Genomic DNA, 19,168 nt, shown 5'->3' with positions numbered 1-19,168 from the left:
GCGTCCTATTTTAGCGAAACGGAATACAGCCATGAAAAAACTTCTCCTGCCCCTGGCGTTGCTCACCGCTTCGGTTGCCAACAGTCAGCCCAAACCCGCCACCGGCGAACGACTGCCGGCTTCTTATTCGACCACTTATCAGGCACCGGTTTTTGCCGATCCGCAACGGGCCGAAAAGATCCGGGCGGCTTTGCCACTTGCCGAAAGTCTCTACCGGGATTATGCGACTAAAAACCATTTTCCGGGATTGGCCTTTGGAATCGTCGTCGATGGAAAACTGGTTCACGCCGGCGGTGCGGGCTACACGGATGTGGCTAAAAAGACGGCCGCAACGCCCCAATCGCTGTTTCGCATTGCGTCGATGAGCAAGAGTGTGACCACAATGGCGATTCTGAAACTGCGGGATGAAGGGAAAATACGGCTGGACGATCCGGCGTATCTCTACATTCCGGAGTTGAAAAAACTGCCGTACCTCACCGCCGATTCGCCCCTGATCACCGTCCGGAATCTGATGACGCATTCGGCGGGTTTTCCCGAAGACAACCCCTGGGGCGACCGGCAACTGGACGACACACCGGCGGACCTCATTAACCTCATCAAAGGCGGGCTTTCGCTTTCCAATGTACCGGGCGTTACCTACGAATACAGCAACCTGGGGTTTGCGATGCTGGGCGCGATTATTACCAAAGTGTCCGGGAAACCGTATCAGCAATACATCGATGAAGCGATTTTCAAACCGTTGGGCATGACGCATACGGTTTGGGAATATACCAAAATACCGCCGGACCAACTGGCGCACGGCTATCGCTGGCAGAATGACGACTGGCTGGAAGAACCGCTGCTCCACGATGGCTCGTATGGCGCGATGGGCGGCCTGATTACGTCGGTGGAGGATTTTAGCAAATATATGGCGTTCCACCAGTCGGCCTGGCCACCCCGGAGCGATGCAGAAATGGGTGGTCCGTCGCTACGGCCGATTAAACGCAGTTCGGTGCGCGAAATGCAACAGCCGTGGACGTTCAATTCCCTGAGCGCGAATTTCAAGTATCCAAGTGGCCGGGCCTGTCCGATGGTCAGCAGTTATGGGTATGGGATGCGCTGGAGCCGCGATTGCGAGGGTCGGGTGTATGTGGGTCATACCGGTGGACTGCCCGGTTTTGGCAGCCAGTGGTGGATTATGCCCGAATACGGCATTGGCGTGGTGGCCTACGGCAACCTGACCTACGCGGGCATGGCTTCGGTCAACTGGGCGGTACTGGACACGCTCATTGCCACGGCGGGTTTGAAACCGCGCGTAATGCCGGTTTCTAACCTACTGGCGCAACGAAAAGCCGAGTTGGTCCAGCTCCTGCCCGACTGGAGGAATGCGGCTGAAAGTAAGATTTTTGCCGAAAATTTCTTTCCGGATCAATCCCTGGAAATCCGTCGCAAACAGGTTCAGGATTTGTATGCCAAAGCCGGAAAAATTGTTCGTGTGGGCGAATTGATCCCCGAAAACCAATTGCGGGGCCGCTTTCTGATTGAGGGTGAAAACGCCAGCATTGAAGCTTTTTTTACCCTAACGCCCGAAAATCCGGCTTTGATTCAGCAACTGGATTTCAAAGAAGTAAAAGCCCGTAGCCCACAGAATCGGCCCTAAATTAAGTCATTACCAACCCTTTGTCAATCAGGACATTTTATGATCAGAAAAGCCGTTTTCATCTGTCTCCTTTCGCTACTCGGTTATCTTACCAGCGTTCAGGCCCAGCCTGGGAAGCCCCAATTTAAGGTAATCGCTTTTTATACGGCGAAAAACGACAAGGCACACATTAGTTTTGTGCATGAGGCCAATACATGGTTTTCAAAAATGGCCCATGAAAACCGGTTTAAATTTGATTCTACGTCAAACTGGAGCAACCTGAACACGGCTTTTCTTTCAGCTTATCAGGTGGTTGTTTTCTTCGACACCCGCCCGGAAGCGCCGGAACAACGGGCGGCTTTTCAATCCTATATGGAAAAAGGCGGAGCCTGGATGGGATTTCATTTCGCGGCTTTTGCACTTACCCCTTCGGCCTATCCCCAAAATTGGGACTGGTATCACGACGCGTTTCTTGGCTCCGGTTCGTATAAAAGCAATACGTGGCGACCAACCCCGGCAATTTTAAGAGTGGAAGATTCGAATCATCCGGCCACCAGAAATTTACCGGTAACGTTTAAATCCGCTCCAAATGAATGGTATCGGTGGACCAATGATTTGAAAAGTAACCCGGATATAAAAATTCTTGTATCGATTGATTCAACCAGTTTCCCACTGGGAACGGGGCCGAAATTACACGAGATCTGGCATAGCGGTTATTACCCGGTTGTCTGGACGAATAAAAAATACCGGATGCTTTATTTAAACATGGGCCATAATGATATAGATTACGAGAATAAAACCAATAAAGAATTATCCTCTTCGTTCGAAAGTGAAGCCCAGAATAAACTTATTCTCAACGGGTTATTATGGTTGGGAAAAGGAAAAAAGTAAATTCACTCCCCTGCTTAACGACAAACCGTTTCCTAATAATGTCTTGGTTTCTGCGGCTACCGGCTCCTATCTTCGCCGGGCAACCAACACGCAAATGGCACGGAAAGGGAAAGAAATCAGGAATCCGAAAACAGGACAAATTATTCAGTTTATACAAACCCGGGCGGACACCAACGGCCAGTTTCTGGAATTGATTTCAACCTACGAGGCCCATTCTAAAGAGCCGGTTCCGCATTATCATCCCCATCAGGACGAGCATTTTTTAGTGTTGCAGGGTGAGTTGTCCGTGCGATTAAACGGTGTTATGCAGGTTTTGCAGCCCGGTGATAAAATTCATATCGCAAAAAATTCCATTCACGCCATGTGGAATTCAACCAGTGATAAAACCGTCGTTTCCTGGAAAACCGCTCCGGCTATGGATACCGAATATTTTCTGGAGTTATCGACCGGTCTGGCCAGTGACGGCAAGACAAACGAAGACGGCATCCCGGGAATTTTGCAGGTGGCACTGATGATGAATCACTATGACCACGTGTTCCGGCTGGCCAAACCGCCGTTTGCCATTCAGAAAATTGTGTTTGGTATTCTGACGCCGTTGGCCCGGCTTTTTGGCTACAAACCGTATTATCAAAAGTACATCGACTAAGTCATGGCCGGGTTTCGGGTCCTAGTTCAGTTCCACCTCATTCAGTTGCTCATTGATAAAAGTCGTCTCCTCCGCCGTTAACTGCACTTCGATCGCTTTGGCATTCTGAACCGCCTGTTCAGCGTTTCGCGCCCCCACCAGAGCCACCGTAATACCGGGTCGGTCGATGGTCCAGCGAATCACCAACTGGCTCAATGACACTTGTTTCTGCTCGGCAATCGGTCGAATTTTAGCCAGGAATGACCAGACCCGTTCGCTATTTCCGTCTTTGAACGCCTTATAAGTGGCCCGGTGGTCGCCTTTTGCAAACTGGTGACCGGGTTTGATTTTCCCCGCCAGCAACCCCCGCTCCAACGGGCTGTAGGCCAGAATCGACCGGTTAGCAGAAAGGCAGTAGGGTACCAGATCGGCTTCAATATCGCGTTTTACCATGCTGAACGGAACCTGATTCGAAACCAGCTTCAAGGTCCGTTCAGCTTCTTTCATCTGCTCAACCGAGTAATTACAAACGCCGGCGGCCCGGACTTTTCCCTGCTCGATCAACCGGCCGACGGCTTCCATCGACTCGGAAATCGGCGTGGTAACATCGGGCCAATGAATCTGATACAGGTCAATGTAGTCGGTGCCCAGGCGTTTCAGGCTGGCTTCACATTCCCGCATGATGCTTTCTTTCGACGCATACTTGTAGACGTCGATCGGTGTTCCGTCATTAGCCTGGGTATGAAAAGCCAGCGTTCCTTTTGCCAGATCCCAGCGCATTCCGTATTTGGTCAGAATCTGCACCTGATCGCGAGGAAGGCCTTTGATGGCTTCTCCAACAATTTCCTCGCTGGTGCCCTGCCCGTAGACGGGAGCCGTGTCGATCGAGGTCACGCCCAGGTCAAACGAGGCTTTGATGGCTTCAACAGCATCATTCCGCTCCGTTCCACCCCACATCCAGCCCCCAACAGCCCAGGCTCCGAAGGCAATCGCTGAAACCTTTACATCCGAATCGCCTAGTATCCGATATTCCATTCGCCTAAATCCAATTATTACGTGAGAAATCCATTACGAAGTTAACTGAAACCGCTGAATCCGGCAATCCGACCAGTTTATCTGCTTATTGGCTTCCGTCAAATCGATAAAATCGTAATCCAGCAACAAATGTTTTAATTTCTCCCAGCATCCATTCAACCCATAATACGATTTAAACTGGCGCAACCGGCTGAGACCGGGCACCATCGGCTGGGCAGGATCGAAATCGCGGGGGTGAAAATACGTCATCACGTAAGACGAGTGACGCATAAAGTTCTGGATCATCGGATAGGGAAACAACCGAAAATAGCCTCCTCCCGAAAAAATCAGGTCTTTACCCAATAGTTTGACGGTATTGATTGGAAATTCTTTCAGCAACGAACCGTTGACATCGATGTAACAAGGCTCGGCAATGCCAAACGTGGTGTCACCACCGTGGGCCCGCTGGGCCGGAAACATCGAACAATCGATTTCGATTCCCAACTCCACCAGCAGCGGAAATATCCAGCGGTTCTGTTCTTTCACCGAAAAACCGGGGGCGCGGTAATACCTTATTTTCTTGCCGGTTACGTCCTGAAGCGATTTGATCGACCGTTCCAGGTCAGCCCGGCATTCCATGGGCGACTGTTCAAATACCAGCTGGTGCAGGTCGGAATGGGTGGCTACATCATACCCGGCGGCATCGATCCGCCGAATGACATCGGGGTATTTGCGGGCCACCCAGCCCAGGCAGAAAAATGTAGCCCGGCAATGAGTGTCATCCAGTAACCGAAAAATGCGATCCACATTGTGATGAATCCGGCATTCGTACCGGTTCCAGTCCTGCTCGGTTTTCGTCGACGGATTATCGAGCAGGTGAAACCATTCTTCAATATCAAAGGTGAGGATATTCATGGCTCAATAGAAGCGTTTGCCGGCGGCCAGAAATGCTTTCACATCCTCGCGCGCAGGAAATGAAAAATACGTCATCTGAGTAGCATCATTTTCAATCAGCTGATACGTGCCCGCATGAATTTTTTCAATGCATTCGACAATCGCATCCATACCGATTTGCTTGGTGTGTCTGATCAGTTCCGCCTGTGAACGGGTACCGATTTCAACCTGTCTCTGCACCAGAATCGGGCCACTATCGATGCCTTCATCGACGAAGAAAACCGACACTCCGGTGTATTTTTCGTTGTTTTTCAGGACCCAGAAGGAAGGCATCAGTCCCCGGTATTTGGGCAACAGAGCCGTATGCAGATTGAGGCATCCCAGGGGGGCAAGATCCAGTAGCGGGCGTTTGAAAATCTGATTACCGGCAATGGAAATGAGCAAATCAGGCTGATAAGCCGCTATTTTCTGTAGACTTTCCGGCTTGTTGATATTGCCTTCGAGCTGAATTAGCGGCACCTGATGGTGCTCCAGTACGTGTCTGACGCTGTTTTGCCGGTTGAGTTTGGAAGCAATGAATTTCAGGCTATAGCGCAGAAAAAAAGGCAGACCAAAAATTTCGTAGGTTTTTTGGGCTTTTTCCCTAAAACTTTCCCGTTTACCAAACGGTGAAACATCGGCAACGACGGTCCCCACCACCTTTGCATAAGGCGGTAATTTCTTCAGGAGATAATCAAGATTGCGGGCTAAATAGAAAGGATCGTCCTGGGTGATAAAGACTATTCTCATAGGCGGTCTTGATTTTATTGTCTTCAATATTAACAATAAAATCAAGACATGATACAATTTCTATACGTCTAAATTTTTACTTCTGCCTTGCAGGCCGCCCGTGTGGATGGCGACCACCCTGCTGTCTGGTAAAAAATAGCTTTTTTGGGCCAAATCGTAGATTCCGTAGAGCATCTTTCCCGTATAAACCTGTTCAAGCTGCACGCCGGTTTTTCGCTCAACGATCCGAATGAAGTCGATTAGTTCGGGGGCCGTTTTGGCATAACCGCCAAAATGATAGCCTGTTTGAACTTGGGCCGTGGTGTGGCTATCGGCTACAAACCCTTTCAACGCTGCAAACCCCAGGACCTTTACTCCGGCCGGAGCGGTTTTTTCCAGACCGGCCAATGTTCCTCCCGTGCCGACCGGACAACATACATAGTCCGGTAATTGATCGGATTGGCGCAAAATTTCCGGCATCAGTTCCGCTGTTCCGCGCACGGCCAGTTCGTTTGTTCCCCCCTCCGGCAACTCATAATACGAGCCGAAGCGTTGCCGGAGGTCCCGTTGCAAAACCGGATCGGTCAGGTTTCTGAATTGCAGCCGGGTCAGGAAGTGAAGTTGCATGCCCTGATTGCGGGCAAAGGCCAGCGTTGGGGTGTCGCGCTCCCGGTGATCTTCGCCCCGGATCAAACCAATGGTCGCAAAACCGCACGCCCTTCCCGCAGCCGCTACGGCATAAATGTGGTTGGAAAAGGCGCCACCGTAGGTCAACAGCGTGTGGCAGCCCAATCGCCGGGCTTCGGCCAGATTATACTTGAGTTTGCGCCATTTATTACCAGACACCAGGGGGTGAAGTTCGTCATCCCGTTTCAGATACAGCTGAATGGGCACAGGCTTGGGGAAAGGGTCCGGCAGGAATTGCAGCCGGGACATTTTAGAAGCGGCAAACAGATCTTCCACTGCCGGTTTTATTTACCGTCTACCTGTTTTTTCGCAAAAACCGCTCCGGCATATCCGTTATACCCTTTGATAGTGTAATGCAGAATCAAGGTTTCATCAACCATTTCACCCTCGCCGGAAATGGTATACTGATCGCCCAGATAGTTGGTAAACGCCTGCTGTTTAATCACCAGTCTTTTGCCCGTCGCCTTCCCTTCCAATGGGTTCTTGACCAGATTGGCCAGGTTTTCAATGGTAAAGGTGTTGGCTTTTTCGGGATTTTTACGCAGCGTCAGCAAATAGTTATCCTTGGGATTGGATTCCTGAACCGTAAAGGTACCATCGAACGCCGTTTGTGGAAGTATGACTTCGGTGGGAGTTGTGCAACTGCTCAGGCTCCAGAGAACCGACGTTAGCATCAGGGCAATTTTCGAACAGACAGCCCGCAAAGGCCTTACATGTGGTGGGAAGAAATCGATCATTATTTTCAGGTTGTACGTTGCCGTTATCATTACGACGACACAAAAGTAAGAAGGTCACACGATATTTTAACAAAAACCAGTGACCGTTCGCTAAAACGTCCTTTTCTTGGTACTTTTGTAAGATGGTACAACCCAATGCAATGGATCAGCAGGACGAAGAACCGGTGCTTGCTGACCCGGATGAAGACGAGCTTTACGAACACTACCGCATCGCAGTCGACCCCGGTCAGAATCTGATGCGAATCGACCGGTTTCTGACCGAACGCCTGCCCAATGCAACGCGGACTAAGATTCAGAACGGAATCGACACGGAAGCCATTAAAGTGAATGGCAGCGCGATCAAGGCGAGTTATAAAATTAAACCGCAGGATATCATCACGGTGGCGCTGCCTCATCCGCCCCGCGATACCGATATTTTGCCGGAAAATATTCCACTGAACATTGTATATGAAGATGATGAAGTACTGGTTTTGAATAAACCGGCCGGTATGGTGGTTCATCCGGCCTACAGCAACTGGACCGGGACGCTGGTCAACGCGCTGGTTTTTCACTTTCAGAATTTGCCCACTTCCCGCAACGGCAGCATCCGCCCCGGACTTGTCCACCGGATCGACAAGGACACATCGGGTCTGATGGTGATTGCCAAAACGGAATTTGCGATGACTCACCTCGGCCGCCAGTTTTTTGAACACACCATCGAGCGGACCTACAACGCCATTGCCTGGGGAGAATTAAAGGAAAGTGAAGGCACCATCGAGGGAAACATTGGGCGTAGCCTCCGCGACCGCAAGGTGCAGGCGGTTTTTCCGGACGGCAGTCAGGGCAAGCGCGCCGTAACCCATTACAAGGTTTTAAAATCACTGCATTACGTTTCGCTCGTGGAGTGTAAACTGGAAACCGGCCGAACGCACCAGATTCGGGCGCACATGCAATACCTGGGTCATCCGCTTTTCAGTGATGCCACGTATGGCGGTGACCGTATTCTGCGCGGCAATGCCAACGGTTCCTACAAATCGTTCGTTCAGAACTGTTTTGCCCTCATGCCCCGGCAGGCTCTCCATGCCAAATCGCTGGGATTTGAGCATCCGCGAACGCATCAGTGGCTCCAGTTCGATTCCGACTTACCGGATGATTTCAGATCAGTGCTGGAAAAATGGGAGAAATACCTTGAAAATCGATGACTGATTTCTCCGAATCTGGTAGTCAAGACCTGATTACCAATATGTATAGCCAAATTGATTTAAACACAACTTTTTAGCCTCGAATGACAATCCGCAAGGGTATTCCCACCGACGTTCCGCAGTTGTTTGAACTCGTTCAGGAACTGGCTTTGTACGAAAAAGCCCCCCATGAAGTTACCAATACGCCCGAGCAGATGCTGAAAGACGGTTTTGGCGAAAATCCGCTTTTTGGTGTGCTCGTCGCGGAAGTAGAAAACAAGATTGTGGCCATGTCGTTATACTATTACCGGTATTCGACCTGGAAAGGAAAACGGCTTTATCTGGAAGATATCATCGTCAATGAAGCCTTTCGCGGTCAAGGATTGGGCAAAGCCTTATTCGATGCAACCATCGAAACAGCCCGGCAAACCGATTGTACCGGCATGATGTGGCAGGTTCTTGACTGGAACGAACCCGCCATCCAGTTTTACAAGCAGTTTAACACCCGCTTCGACACGGGATGGTGGAATTGCCACCTTGATTTTGATAAATAGCCGTAACTTCGCACCACACCATGAAAGTGCCGGAATACCTTTCGGATCACTTTACTAGTTTACAATGCAAGTCAATAAAAAAAGAATACTGATTATTTCAGGCTGGGTCCTGCTGGGCATATTCGTTCTGGGCGCCATCGGAGCCGGTATTGTCTACAACAAGCGCGAAGCCCTGCTGAAAGAAGGGCTCGCCAAAGCCATCCGAAAGGCGAAACGGGACTACAATCTGAATGTAACCATTGGCAAAGCTCAATTTACAGGCTTGTCTACCGTGGCCTTTTCCAACATCACTGTGGTGCCCGAAGGCCGGGACAGTTTGCTGCGGGTCGGAAACACCGAAGTGGGCGTTAGCATCTGGCCGTTGCTCTACGGCCAGGTGGCGGTTTCGTCACTGACGCTGCAAAATGGGCTGGCCCACATCGTCCGGCGTGATAGCACGACCAACATCGATTTTCTCCTGAAATCGCAAAAGAAAGATTCTACGGCAACGAATGCCGACAATACCGATGCCGATGACCGTCGGGTCGATCTGGCGGTGGTGGCCGAAAAACTGGTCGACAATCTGCTGGCCAAAATTCCGGACAATATGGATATCCGGAATCTTGAACTCCGTTTAACCGACAACGACCGCCAGATCCGTTTCCTCACTGAAACCGCTACAATCGACGATGACGAACTGACGTCGACCATTCACGTCAACGGCGATGAGTCGGTCTGGCACCTGACGGGCACGGTGGACCCTTCAGACCAGGAAGCCAACGTAGCGCTTTATGCCGATGGAAAACCGCTCGAATTGCCCTATCTCGAACAGCGGTATAAGCTTAAATTGCAGGCCGATACCTTACGGGCGGAACTTCGCGATGTTGCCAGTTCGGGCGGGGAATTCAAAATTGAGGGCGCGGGAGCGGTGCGAAACCTGCGGATTCATCACCCGGCCGTTGCGTTGGGCGATGTGGTGGTTGAAAGTGCCGCTATGGATGCCAATCTGTTTGTGGGTGAGAATTACGTCGGGATCGACAGTACATCGACGATTTATTTAGGAAAAGTCAAAGCCCGGCCCTTTATAAAATACACGGTTTCGCCCGTTAAAATTTACGATGTCCAAATTCATACCGATCCGCTCGACGCCCAGGATTTGTTCGACTCCTTTCCTCAGGGCCTTTTCGAGTCGCTGGAGGGCATGAAGGTGGCCGGAAAATTAAAGTATGATGCGGTGCTTCATCTGGATAGCTCGCTGCCTGATTCCGTGCAGTTCAATTCCGGTTTGACCCCGGATCAATTCAAAATCCTGCAATTTGGGAAAGAAGATTTTAGCCGGGTCAACAAACCATTTGAACACGAAGTATATGAAAAGGACAAGCTCGTTCGCAAGTTTATTGTCGGACCGGCCAATCCGGATTTTGCCCCGCTCAATTCCATTTCGCCCAACCTGCGGAACGCCATTTTGACCGCCGAGGATTATAATTTCTTTACGCACCACGGTTTTAACGAAAAAGCCTTCCGGGTTTCCATTGCGACCAATTTCAAAACCAAGAAATTCAAACGGGGTGGCAGTACGATTTCGATGCAATTCGTCAAGAATGCTTTTTTGAATCGCAATAAAACGCTCTCCCGAAAAGCCGAGGAGATTCTGATTGTCTGGCTCATTGAGAATCAGCACATTATCAGCAAAGAGCGGATGTACGAAATCTATCTCAACTTCATCGAGTGGGGTCGGAATATCTACGGAATCGGCGAAGCTTCGCGGTATTATTTCGCCAAGAGCCCGGCCAATCTGGATATTGGCGAAAGTATTCTCCTGTCGTACGTCGTTCCATCGCCCAAAGCAACACTAAGCCGTTTTTACCCGGATGGATCGGTCAAAACATACCTGCGGGGTTATTTCAAACTGATTGGGCGGATCATGGCCTCCCGGGGATTAACGCCGTATGACACAACCGCTTACGGGTTCTACGGCGTTCGGTTGCGCGAAGGCCTGCGCCGGGAAATTGCTCCGGTGGACTCCATCGAGATCGACTCGCTGATGATGCCGGATGAACAAACGGATGAAACCAGCAATGGAATTAACGATTTTTTCCGGCGGGTTTTAGGACGGGATCGCGAAGAACCGGAAGTGGTAACGCCGGAACAGGAAGCAGCCAAAGGCGTTGTTACTCCGACGGATTCCGTTCCAAAATCGCGTCGGCAACTGCGCAAAGAGCGCCGGGAACAACGGCGGAGGGAAAAAGAACAGAAGGAAAACGAGTCATCCCAATAAACCGTGCGCTCATGGGCACGGTTTCAGGACAGTAAGTCAGGGCGCCGTTGTTTGGTTCGCTCCAGCGCTTTTTCAAACCGCCACTCATTGATTTTCGCTTCGTGGCCTGATAGCAAAATATCGGGCACCGAATGGCCTTCAAAATCGGCGGGGCGGGTATACACCGGAGGTGCCAGCAAATCGTCCTGAAACGAATCCGTCAGGGCCGAGGTTTCGTCGTTCAATACGCCCGGTAACAACCGGATGATCGCATCGGAAATAACCGCAGCGGGCAGTTCTCCACCCGACAAAACGTAATCGCCTACACTGATTTCTTTCGTTATAAATAATTCACGGACCCGTTCATCAACCCCTTTGTAATGCCCGCAAAGAATGATCAGGTTTTGGGCGAGCGACAATCGGTTGGCCGTCCGTTGCTCAAACCGTTCGCCATCGGGGGTGACGTAAATGATTTCGTCGTAGGTCCGTTCCGTCTGAAGCGTGCGAATGCAGCGGGCAATGGGTTCGATGGACATCACCATGCCGGCACCACCGCCAAAAGCATAATCATCGACCCGCCGGTGTTTGTCGAGCGTATACTCACGCAGGTCGTGCACCACCACGTCGACAAAACCGCCTTGCTGAGCCCGTTGCAGAATGGAATGGGCAAAGAAACTATCCAGCAAACGGGGCAGGCAGGTTAAAATATCAATCCTCATCGAGCGATTCTTCTTCGTCGGTTTCGTCCTTCTTCTTACCGATTTTGGCCGAAGGTTCTTCCAGGTAGATGTCGACCAGCCCTTCGGGCAACCGTACATGCAGAATTCGCTGCTCTTTATCCGCCGACGGCGTCAGTTCATCATTGACCGGGATGAGCACTTCTTTGCCCTGGTAATCCATCGAAATCAAATTCTGGGGTGCTACATTATAGACCGTCCGAACGGTTCCCAAATCGCCTAATTTTTCATCACGAACCAGAAAACCGACTATTTCGTGAAAGTAAAACTGTCCGGCTTCCAGTTCTTCGAGGTTATCGAGTGGTAAAAACAGGTCACAATTCACCAGCTTCTGAGCCTCTTCAATGGTTTCCACGCCTTCCAGCGCCACAATTCCCCGATTGCGGTTTACCGAAATGGATTCGATAAAATACGGAACCAGGTCTCCTTTTATTTCAATCAGAACCGAGTCCATTTCTGAATACAGTTCCGGCATATCGACATCCAGAAAGAATACCAGTTCACCCCGAACACCGTGCGTCTTGGTTATTTTCCCTAATTGAAAGCAATCATCTTTTGTCACGACTTCAACTTTTTACATCCCGGCTGATGCTTCGGGACAGGTCTGTATAAAATAATAACTGACGGAAATCCATTTCAAGAAACAGACTTCCATCAGTTGTTAATTCAATTCTTTACTAAATACTAAGCCTTTGATTCACCCTCATCAGCGCGTTTTTCTTCGGCAGCTGGTTCTTCAGCAACGGCGGTTTCAGCAACCGGTGCTTCAGCGGGAGCCTCAGTAACAGGTGCTTCAGTAACAGGAGCTTCGGCTACGGGTGCTTCTGCAGCGGGCTCTTCAGCAACGGGTGCCGCAGGTGCTTCAGCGACAGGAGCGGCTTCAGCAACGGGCTCCGCTGCGGGTGCTTCAACCGGTGCTTCAGCTACGGCCTCCACAGGAGCGGACTCTTCAGCAACGGGTTCAACGGCGGCTGGCTCCTCCACAACGGGTTCTTCAACCACATTTTTCTTAGCAATAGCCAGGGCACGGGCTTCGCTAACTTTTTTCTCAGCTTCCAGACGAGCCTGTTTGGCATCAGCTTTCAGTTGGGATTTGGTATCTGCGCTACCTTGCTTCCGACCTTCCTTGCCTTGTTTCCAGTCTTCAAACTTGGTATCGGCCTGTTCTTGCGAGATGGCCCCTTTGATAACACCCACTTGCAGGTGTTTTTTCAACATGACGCCTTCGTGCGATAAAATTGAACGAGCCGTATCGGTAGGTTGTGCCCCTTTTAACAGCCAATCTACCGCCCGGTCGCTTTTCAGGACAACCGTCGATGGATCGGTATTCGGGTTGTAGGAACCGATTTTTTCAATAAAGCTACCATCACGTGGTGCTCTGGCATCGGCTATTACGATGTCATAAATAGCCAGTTTTTTGCGTCCCCGACGCGATAAACGGATTTTAACTGCCATTTTATTGGTTTGTTTTTCGTGAAGGAAACGATTTATTCACAAAAGTGAGGTCGCCCTTCGATTAAATTAGGGTGCAAAGGTACAGATTATTTCTTGAAATTGCCTGATCTGTCTCTCAATAATATGAGGTACGGCGGAAAAGAATGCACCGTGCGGATCCCGTAGAAAGTGACGGGATTCTTTCCTTTTTAGTAGTGTCCGTAAGGAGTCTTCCCACAAACGACAAAACCCCGACCAAGGCCGGGGTTCTGCATTATCGCGTTCAGGTATTATCTCGGTTCTCTTGGGTCAAGGCGTTGGCCAGACTGGTAGATCGAACGAAGCATATTCATCGGAACAATCTTGATTTCTACGCGCCGGTTTCGCTGGAGGTTATCACCCGAGGTATTCGGTGCAATCGGCCGGTATTCGCCGTAGTATTCGACCGTCACCCGACTTGGATCAGTTAATCCGGCCCGGGTCAGGAATCGCTTGGCCGCATCGACCCGGCGTTTCGACAATTGAATGTTGTAGCCGTAGGAAGCCCGGTAATCGGCGTGTCCTACGAGGATGATACCGCAGTTCGTTTTAACGTTCAGCAGTTCAACCACCTTTTTCATGATATCCTGCGATGCGGGACGAATGGTTGCTTTGTCCGTATCGAATTCAATGTTGCTGAATAATGCTTCGCATTCCGGGGCAAACTTACCACGCAGAATCGAGCTGATGATGCTGTCGAGGTTCATCGCAACACCGGCTCCCGATACAACGCTACCGGCTGGCGTGGCGGGTTCTTTGTCGAACAAGTCGGCCACACCGTCATTATCCGTATCGGTATACAAACGGGGATCGACCGGTTTTGGCATATTCGCCTTGGCAATCGAATCGGCATCGTTCATGGTAGGATTGTACGGCTCTTTCAGCAAGTCTTTCGGATCGGCCCAACGCAGGTGATACCGACCTTTCGCCGGGTCATATACGCCGTCTTTGCCAACCCGAACCGCGTTTTTACCAATTTTGTAGGTAAGGGCCAGGCCCAAACCCGCCCATTTGTCCAGACCGGAATCCCCGCGTCTCCAGCCATACACATTGTTTGCTTTCGAGTTGTCAACTCCACCGACGGTCATATCCAGTTTTTCGGTATTGACCATATACAGGGTGGCATCGATACCAATGTCCAGACGAGATGTCAGCTCGTAATGCAGGGCTGAGCCAACGGGGAAAACAAACTCCCGGGTGTAGACGGAACCGTCACCTTCCCATTTTCCCTGCGTAACCGAGCTATAATTGCGCCGGTCATTGCTATAGCGGATCATCTGGCCGGTAGTCAGGTCATAAACCCGCGTATCGAACCACATCAGGCCCGCACCAGCGTGCAGATCCCATTTCCAGCGTTTGAGCTTGCGGGTGCCAAACAGCAGCGATTTCATGTTGACATTGGCGTTCAGCGTTCCTTGCAGGAAGTTAGAACGGAATGAAGCATTGTAGAGCGCCTGTTTCGATCCACGCAACGATCCGATGTGAAAATCAGCCGAAGCGCCGAAAAGGTGGCTCAACTGTTTGTTGATCGAAACGCCCAGTGCTCCGGTTGTTTTTGTGCTGGGGCCCTTTTGAGGAAAAGCCTTATAAAAACCGTAATTATCCAGGTCGCCAAAGAAACGGGTGATCGCGGGTGTGAGGGTCACTGACCAGGTATTCATTTTGTAGTCTCCTTCATAGGAACGACTACGGGTGGATGTTCCGGCAGAGGAACGGTTGGTGGTGTCAGTTTGGGCATACCCGACAGTCTGCGTCAGTAACAGAAGCGTCAGAGAAGCGAAAATGGAAATTTTCTTCATGAGAACTCAGGTTTAATTCATAAGCCTTTAACGTAGAACAATCGCACGGCAAGCCGGCGCTACGGCGGACCGTTTAAAAACTACTCTTTTTCATTAAATCAGCAACGTTCGCGAAGTAAATCTATAAGCCGGATTCTGTCTCCGATCCGATTGTCGAAACAACCCTTTCAGATTCTTATCATTTATCTCGATTCCGAATCACTTCGAAACTCTATCGATCTACCCGCATCAGCATCATTCCGAACGGATTCGAAATTACGGGAACGAGTCGCCCCCATTCTGATGCCTATTTGATCTTTCAGCCCATAAGGTTTACCCTGCCCCGTCTGTCACCAGCCGGGCGGTGGGCTCTTACCCCACCTTTTCACCCTTACCGGAGTACGTTTAGAAACTAAACGCGGCTCCGGCGGTACGTTTTCTGTGGCACTTTCTGTCAAATGGCCGTCAACGCAGAGCGTCTTCCGCCACCTGCCTTCCCGTTAGGAAGTATGGTACTCTGTGCTGTCCGGACTTTCCTCCCCGGTTCGTTAGTCCGTTCCGGAGCGATAAGACAATTTACCTCGCGTCGGTTGCCATTCCGTGATTACCGCAAATCTATAAATACTTAGGTTCTTTAAAAACCTGGTATCGAAAAACTGCAAATTTTTCGAGCCTATTACCGAAAAAGATGCATAAAATCGGGTTTAACTATAATCCTTCGACCTTCAAATTGATTCTACCGAAGGCATATACGACTGCCAGCATCGATTCCTGTGTCAAGTAAACCTGATCGGGCGTTACTTGTTCAAGTTTACCGTTGATAATAACTCCCTTTGTTATTTGATTGTTCGTTAATCGTTCCTGCAGCGATTTTCTGGCCTCATCGATTTGGCTGCCCACCGGAATCGTCAACTGTTTCTCCAACGTGCGTGCAAAGCTACCCTGTAATAACCAACTCGCCGTTTTATAAAGGATATTTTTTGTATCCAGGTCATAATGCAGGTCGCGAAGGGAAATCGTTCGGGTTTGCGCATCGTAGAATGGTTGTCCCCGCAAATAAATGGCACCATTGATACTGCCCTCCAGGGTGGCCTTGATGATCAGGTTGTTGTTCTGTCCGTACAAATCGATTCCGGTAATGGTGATCTTGTAACGCCCCTCCCGAAACTCGTACGATTTTCCCACAAATTCTTCGGAAACCACTTTACCGGCTTCTTTATACGTGGCCTCACTCAGCAATCCGATGCGAAACTGATCAGGGATTTCTTTTGAGACGATTAATTCAGGAATAGTAACAGCGGGCTTCACATCAGGTTTAGCGCCGGTTTGCGTCAAGGTGTAGCCTTCAATGCCGATGGTGGATCGAATAGCACCTTTTTCGAACCGAAAAGGCGTAATCAGAATTCGTTTGGGCACCACGAGCAGCCACGTACGGTATTTTTCGGAAACCAGGTAGGGCTGGCGGATGGTGTTCCAGGCATTCAGAAACGGTGTTCGCAGATCGATTTCCTTGCGGACCTGCTCGTCGAGTGCTTTCGTGATTTTTCCCAGGTTTTTGTCGATCAGCCGGCCAACCAGGCTCGTCACCGGAATATCAAAACCGGCAATTTTTACGGCCGGTTTTTTCACCCAGTCAAAGCCCTGAGCGGTGGTTTGGGTGCTGGCGCTCCAATCCCTGTCGATGGAAAACCGCGTGGCAAATTTGAGGTTCAGTTCAAATTCAGTCTCCTGAAATTTCGTAAACCCCAGCACGGTCATGCCGGCCTTGGCCCATATTTTGAGTGGTATCTGAAAAAAGAAGAGACTATCCTGAGCCGTTACCTGAATGGGCGCACGCTTCCAGACCTTGGTCATAAACTGGTCATCATCGTTGTCAGTCAGGCTGTTATCTTCGTAAATCAGGCCATTAACCTGAGTATTGATTTGCCGCTCGACGTCGGTCAGCGCAATGGATACAGGAATATTTACAGTCGATAGAAACTTGTCGTTCTGTACCTCCATTTTGGTTACCGGATAGGCTGCTTTCGGAGCCTTCGGATTTGTCATAGCGGTGTGTTGGCAGGCCTGTGCAACCAGAAAAACCAGCAGCAGACTCAGGATACGGGTCAATGTAGTAAAAATAATTTTATTTAATCTTAACCTTCGTCGCACCGTAGCCAAATTTTTCTTTTTGAGCATCTTCAAAATACGCAACCCCGGGGTATTTGCCCAGTCTTCGGTGCAGTTCATTCCGCAACACGCCATTGCCAACGCCGTGGATAAACGTAATATCGTCCATACCACTGGCAATCGCATTTTCCAGATTTCGTTCAAATTCCTGAAGCTGAACCTCAAGCAATTCGGCATTGGTCCGGCTACCAAACCCGTTGGGCAGCAATTTTCCGATGTGCAGGTCGATGATCGAGGAGGGCCGCGTCAGTGTACCCGGCTCTTTAGCCGCCGGTTCCTTCTTTTCCGCAACGCCCATCAGACTTTCCCGCAGCGCCGTCGCATTGAGCGGTTTGGCCGTTTCTTGCTTCACCGGCTCGGCCTGCACCGTTTCCTCAGCATCCAGTTGAAAAACCGCCCCGGTTTGGTTCAAAACCGGAATCGAACCGCTGTGGGCCTGAAAAGTCTGGGTCCGGCACTTAAGTCGTCTGATCAACGGCTCGCGCAGGGAAACCGATCCGCGCCGGTGCCAGAGCGCCTGAATCAGAAACGTCGGCCAGTTTTCGATGGTCGCCAGCGGATAGGGCTGCGCCAGTTTGAAAAAGGATCGCGATTTTAACACCTCGGAATACAAGCCGGTATACCGGTTCTCGCGTTCTTCACCGATGGCAAACGGCAATTCCCAATCGGTGTTGTTGACCAGATAAACGGTGGCTTCCTTCACACCGCCGGGTCCGCTTTGGGTCACAAAAGCCAGGTAAATTCCCGAGCTGCTGATGATCTCCGGCTTGGCCGATTTCTGACCTTCCAGACCGGGCTCGACTTGAAACCGCCGGGCCTCCATCTCCGAAACCACCACAATTTCTGACCGCAACACCGGAATCCGGAATCCGTCTTCTATTTCAATTTCGACCTGATTGCCGGGTAAGAAGCGCGTGACAATGCCCTGCTCCTTCGCCCGCAACATTCGTACTTTATCACCAATGTTCATAGTTTACATACCCACGAACAAAGTCCGTGAGTTTTAATTTACCCCAATGCCTACGGGAAAATGCAGCATCGGCCGTGTCCGGTCATGTGTATCAACTAAAAGTATAACGCATGAAAACGAAAACCGTTCCGACCCGTGTATTCCAATGTCGGCGCGGGCATTTTTAAGGTGTTTAACAAAAAAAACAAGGTTTTCAAGGCTTTTTTTCGGGTTCGTATCCGGGTAAAATCAATATCCAGCGAAAGATAATACTGGCGGTAAGGCCGGTATCCCAGTTCGATGCTTTTGGAAGTTTCAGCCGCCACCATATCCTGAATACCGTAGCCCGCGGCAATATTCAGCCATTTTGGAAATTTCGATTCCCGATTGGCAAACGCCGATGGATTCACCGACAGCCAGTACGTCTGCCCATTATAATCTTTCAGCCAGCGTTCGTTCCAGCTACTGCCCAGCAGATTTGGACGAACCCGGGCCAGTGCGGTATTGTGAAACGAAAATTTCGGCTGAATCCGTAGTTCACCCCAGGCCAGGTATTGACCGGTATACAAAGCCGGTCCTGAAATATTCGCAATCATGTCGCCCACCGAAAAACCGTATTCCGGCGAAAAACCGTCGAGAATCTCGATGGGCGTCTGAAAAATCAGTCCCGTGAGACCGGCGTAGATAGCGGCTTTTCGATCCGACAAACCCGTCCAGCGATACGCCTGAGCCGAGATCCGGGCAATCTGGTACGCCGTCACCATATGACCCACTTTATCGATTTGCAGCCATTCGTGGTTGTCGTTGAAGAAATGAAAATTCGTCAGCGGGTTGTTATACCAGGCATTGCTCAATCCGTATAAGGTCGCACTGTACAC

18 protein-coding genes and 1 other RNA gene are annotated in these 19,168 nt (G+C 50.4%); 6 read left to right on the top strand and 13 right to left on the bottom strand.

Going from position 1 to position 19,168, the window contains the following annotated elements:
- The first annotated feature begins 31 nt into the window (after positions 1 to 31).
- From EHT87_RS04390 to EHT87_RS04380, 3 genes are all read left to right on the top strand, one after another.
- A complete protein-coding gene (locus EHT87_RS04390; RefSeq protein ID WP_124904230.1) occupies positions 32 to 1,639 on the top strand; it encodes a serine hydrolase domain-containing protein in 1,608 nt (535 codons plus the stop codon).
- A gap of 39 nt (positions 1,640 to 1,678) precedes the next feature.
- Positions 1,679 to 2,509 (top strand): ThuA domain-containing protein, encoded by an 831-nt coding sequence (locus EHT87_RS04385; RefSeq protein ID WP_124904228.1) that lies wholly within the window; start codon positions 1,679 to 1,681, stop codon positions 2,507 to 2,509.
- A gap of 94 nt (positions 2,510 to 2,603) precedes the next feature.
- Positions 2,604 to 3,155, top strand: a complete 552-nt coding sequence (locus tag EHT87_RS04380) for a cupin domain-containing protein (protein WP_124904226.1) — start codon at positions 2,604 to 2,606, stop codon at positions 3,153 to 3,155.
- Positions 3,156 to 3,176: 21 nt separating this feature from the next.
- Here the strand turns inward: EHT87_RS04380 and EHT87_RS04375 are convergent, their stop codons facing one another.
- Genes EHT87_RS04375 through EHT87_RS04355 form a run of 5 tightly spaced genes read right to left on the bottom strand, consistent with a single transcriptional unit; the run spans position 3,177 to position 7,171 of the window.
- Positions 3,177 to 4,169, bottom strand: coding sequence for an aldo/keto reductase (locus EHT87_RS04375; protein ID WP_124904224.1), 993 nt, complete (start codon positions 4,167 to 4,169; stop codon positions 3,177 to 3,179).
- A gap of 33 nt (positions 4,170 to 4,202) precedes the next feature.
- Positions 4,203 to 5,063, bottom strand: coding sequence for a polysaccharide deacetylase family protein (locus tag EHT87_RS04370; protein ID WP_124904222.1), 861 nt, complete (start codon positions 5,061 to 5,063; stop codon positions 4,203 to 4,205).
- Positions 5,064 to 5,066: 3 nt separating this feature from the next.
- Positions 5,067 to 5,831 carry a methionyl-tRNA formyltransferase gene (locus EHT87_RS04365; RefSeq protein ID WP_124904220.1) on the bottom strand — a complete coding sequence of 255 codons (765 nt, stop codon included), beginning with the start codon at positions 5,829 to 5,831 and terminating at the stop codon, positions 5,067 to 5,069.
- A gap of 60 nt (positions 5,832 to 5,891) precedes the next feature.
- Positions 5,892 to 6,773 (bottom strand): 1-aminocyclopropane-1-carboxylate deaminase/D-cysteine desulfhydrase, encoded by an 882-nt coding sequence (locus EHT87_RS04360; RefSeq protein WP_229320841.1) that lies wholly within the window; start codon positions 6,771 to 6,773, stop codon positions 5,892 to 5,894.
- A gap of 8 nt (positions 6,774 to 6,781) precedes the next feature.
- A complete protein-coding gene (locus tag EHT87_RS04355; protein WP_124904218.1) occupies positions 6,782 to 7,171 on the bottom strand; it encodes a hypothetical protein in 390 nt (129 codons plus the stop codon).
- Positions 7,172 to 7,374: 203 nt separating this feature from the next.
- On the opposite strand from EHT87_RS04355, the gene EHT87_RS04350 reads away from it, so the two are divergent.
- From EHT87_RS04350 to EHT87_RS04340, 3 genes are all read left to right on the top strand, one after another.
- Positions 7,375 to 8,415 (top strand): RluA family pseudouridine synthase, encoded by a 1,041-nt coding sequence (locus tag EHT87_RS04350; RefSeq protein WP_124906013.1) that lies wholly within the window; start codon positions 7,375 to 7,377, stop codon positions 8,413 to 8,415.
- An 83-nt stretch (positions 8,416 to 8,498) separates the two neighbouring features.
- Positions 8,499 to 8,948: a GNAT family N-acetyltransferase gene (locus EHT87_RS04345; RefSeq protein WP_124904216.1), complete on the top strand. Its 450-nt coding sequence runs from the start codon at positions 8,499 to 8,501 to the stop codon at positions 8,946 to 8,948.
- Positions 8,949 to 9,012: 64 nt separating this feature from the next.
- On the top strand, positions 9,013 to 11,205 hold the full coding sequence (locus EHT87_RS04340) for a transglycosylase domain-containing protein (protein WP_124904214.1): 2,193 nt from the start codon (positions 9,013 to 9,015) through the stop codon (positions 11,203 to 11,205).
- A gap of 23 nt (positions 11,206 to 11,228) precedes the next feature.
- Here EHT87_RS04340 and trmD read toward each other — a convergent pair whose 3' ends face one another.
- From trmD to EHT87_RS04300, 8 genes are all read right to left on the bottom strand, one after another.
- On the bottom strand, positions 11,229 to 11,903 hold the full coding sequence (trmD, locus tag EHT87_RS04335; RefSeq protein WP_124904212.1) for a tRNA (guanosine(37)-N1)-methyltransferase TrmD: 675 nt from the start codon (positions 11,901 to 11,903) through the stop codon (positions 11,229 to 11,231).
- Positions 11,893 to 12,483: a ribosome maturation factor RimM gene (gene rimM / locus EHT87_RS04330; protein WP_124904210.1), complete on the bottom strand. Its 591-nt coding sequence runs from the start codon at positions 12,481 to 12,483 to the stop codon at positions 11,893 to 11,895. Before rimM ends, trmD begins: the two co-directional genes overlap by 11 nt.
- A gap of 122 nt (positions 12,484 to 12,605) precedes the next feature.
- Positions 12,606 to 13,376 (bottom strand): 30S ribosomal protein S16, encoded by a 771-nt coding sequence (locus EHT87_RS04325; RefSeq protein WP_124904208.1) that lies wholly within the window; start codon positions 13,374 to 13,376, stop codon positions 12,606 to 12,608.
- 269 nt (positions 13,377 to 13,645) lie between these two features.
- Positions 13,646 to 15,193 carry an OmpA family protein gene (locus tag EHT87_RS04320; RefSeq protein WP_229320839.1) on the bottom strand — a complete coding sequence of 516 codons (1,548 nt, stop codon included), beginning with the start codon at positions 15,191 to 15,193 and terminating at the stop codon, positions 13,646 to 13,648.
- Positions 15,194 to 15,301: 108 nt separating this feature from the next.
- Positions 15,302 to 15,755: RNase P RNA component class A (gene rnpB, locus EHT87_RS04315), an RNA gene on the bottom strand.
- 125 nt (positions 15,756 to 15,880) lie between these two features.
- Positions 15,881 to 17,281 (bottom strand): DUF4403 family protein, encoded by a 1,401-nt coding sequence (locus EHT87_RS04310; RefSeq protein ID WP_229320837.1) that lies wholly within the window; start codon positions 17,279 to 17,281, stop codon positions 15,881 to 15,883.
- Between the two features lie 16 nt (positions 17,282 to 17,297).
- Entirely contained in the window at positions 17,298 to 18,311 is a 1,014-nt protein-coding gene (locus EHT87_RS04305; RefSeq protein WP_124904204.1) for a DUF8465 domain-containing protein, read from the bottom strand.
- A 95-nt stretch (positions 18,312 to 18,406) separates the two neighbouring features.
- Complete coding sequence (locus tag EHT87_RS04300) at positions 18,407 to 19,168, bottom strand: DUF2279 domain-containing protein (protein WP_229320835.1); 762 nt, start codon at positions 19,166 to 19,168, stop codon at positions 18,407 to 18,409.

This window comes from Larkinella knui (assembly GCF_003858645.1).
GTDB classification, from domain to species: domain Bacteria; phylum Bacteroidota; class Bacteroidia; order Cytophagales; family Spirosomataceae; genus Larkinella; species Larkinella knui.
Note: the sequence above shows the minus strand (reverse complement) of the source record. Positions and strands in the feature narration are given on the sequence as shown.

What these genes read in the sequence shown, in the direction of transcription:
- EHT87_RS04390 (WP_124904230.1), top strand. Translation starts at nt 32, where the DNA reads ATGAAAAAACTTCTCCTGCCCCTGGCGTTGCTCACCGCTTCGGTTGCC.
- EHT87_RS04385 (WP_124904228.1), top strand. Translation starts at nt 1,679, where the DNA reads ATGATCAGAAAAGCCGTTTTCATCTGTCTCCTTTCGCTACTCGGTTAT.
- EHT87_RS04380 (WP_124904226.1), top strand. Translation starts at nt 2,604, where the DNA reads ATGGCACGGAAAGGGAAAGAAATCAGGAATCCGAAAACAGGACAAATT.
- EHT87_RS04375 (WP_124904224.1), bottom strand. Translation starts at nt 4,169, where the DNA reads ATGGAATATCGGATACTAGGCGATTCGGATGTAAAGGTTTCAGCGATT.
- EHT87_RS04370 (WP_124904222.1), bottom strand. Translation starts at nt 5,063, where the DNA reads ATGAATATCCTCACCTTTGATATTGAAGAATGGTTTCACCTGCTCGAT.
- EHT87_RS04365 (WP_124904220.1), bottom strand. Translation starts at nt 5,831, where the DNA reads ATGAGAATAGTCTTTATCACCCAGGACGATCCTTTCTATTTAGCCCGC.
- EHT87_RS04355 (WP_124904218.1), bottom strand. Translation starts at nt 7,171, where the DNA reads ATGCTAACGTCGGTTCTCTGGAGCCTGAGCAGTTGCACAACTCCCACC.
- EHT87_RS04350 (WP_124906013.1), top strand. Translation starts at nt 7,375, where the DNA reads ATGGATCAGCAGGACGAAGAACCGGTGCTTGCTGACCCGGATGAAGAC.
- EHT87_RS04345 (WP_124904216.1), top strand. Translation starts at nt 8,499, where the DNA reads ATGACAATCCGCAAGGGTATTCCCACCGACGTTCCGCAGTTGTTTGAA.
- EHT87_RS04340 (WP_124904214.1), top strand. Translation starts at nt 9,013, where the DNA reads ATGCAAGTCAATAAAAAAAGAATACTGATTATTTCAGGCTGGGTCCTG.
- trmD (WP_124904212.1), bottom strand. Translation starts at nt 11,903, where the DNA reads ATGAGGATTGATATTTTAACCTGCCTGCCCCGTTTGCTGGATAGTTTC.
- EHT87_RS04325 (WP_124904208.1), bottom strand. Translation starts at nt 13,376, where the DNA reads ATGGCAGTTAAAATCCGTTTATCGCGTCGGGGACGCAAAAAACTGGCT.
- EHT87_RS04320 (WP_229320839.1), bottom strand. Translation starts at nt 15,193, where the DNA reads ATGAAGAAAATTTCCATTTTCGCTTCTCTGACGCTTCTGTTACTGACG.
- EHT87_RS04305 (WP_124904204.1), bottom strand. Translation starts at nt 18,311, where the DNA reads ATGAACATTGGTGATAAAGTACGAATGTTGCGGGCGAAGGAGCAGGGC.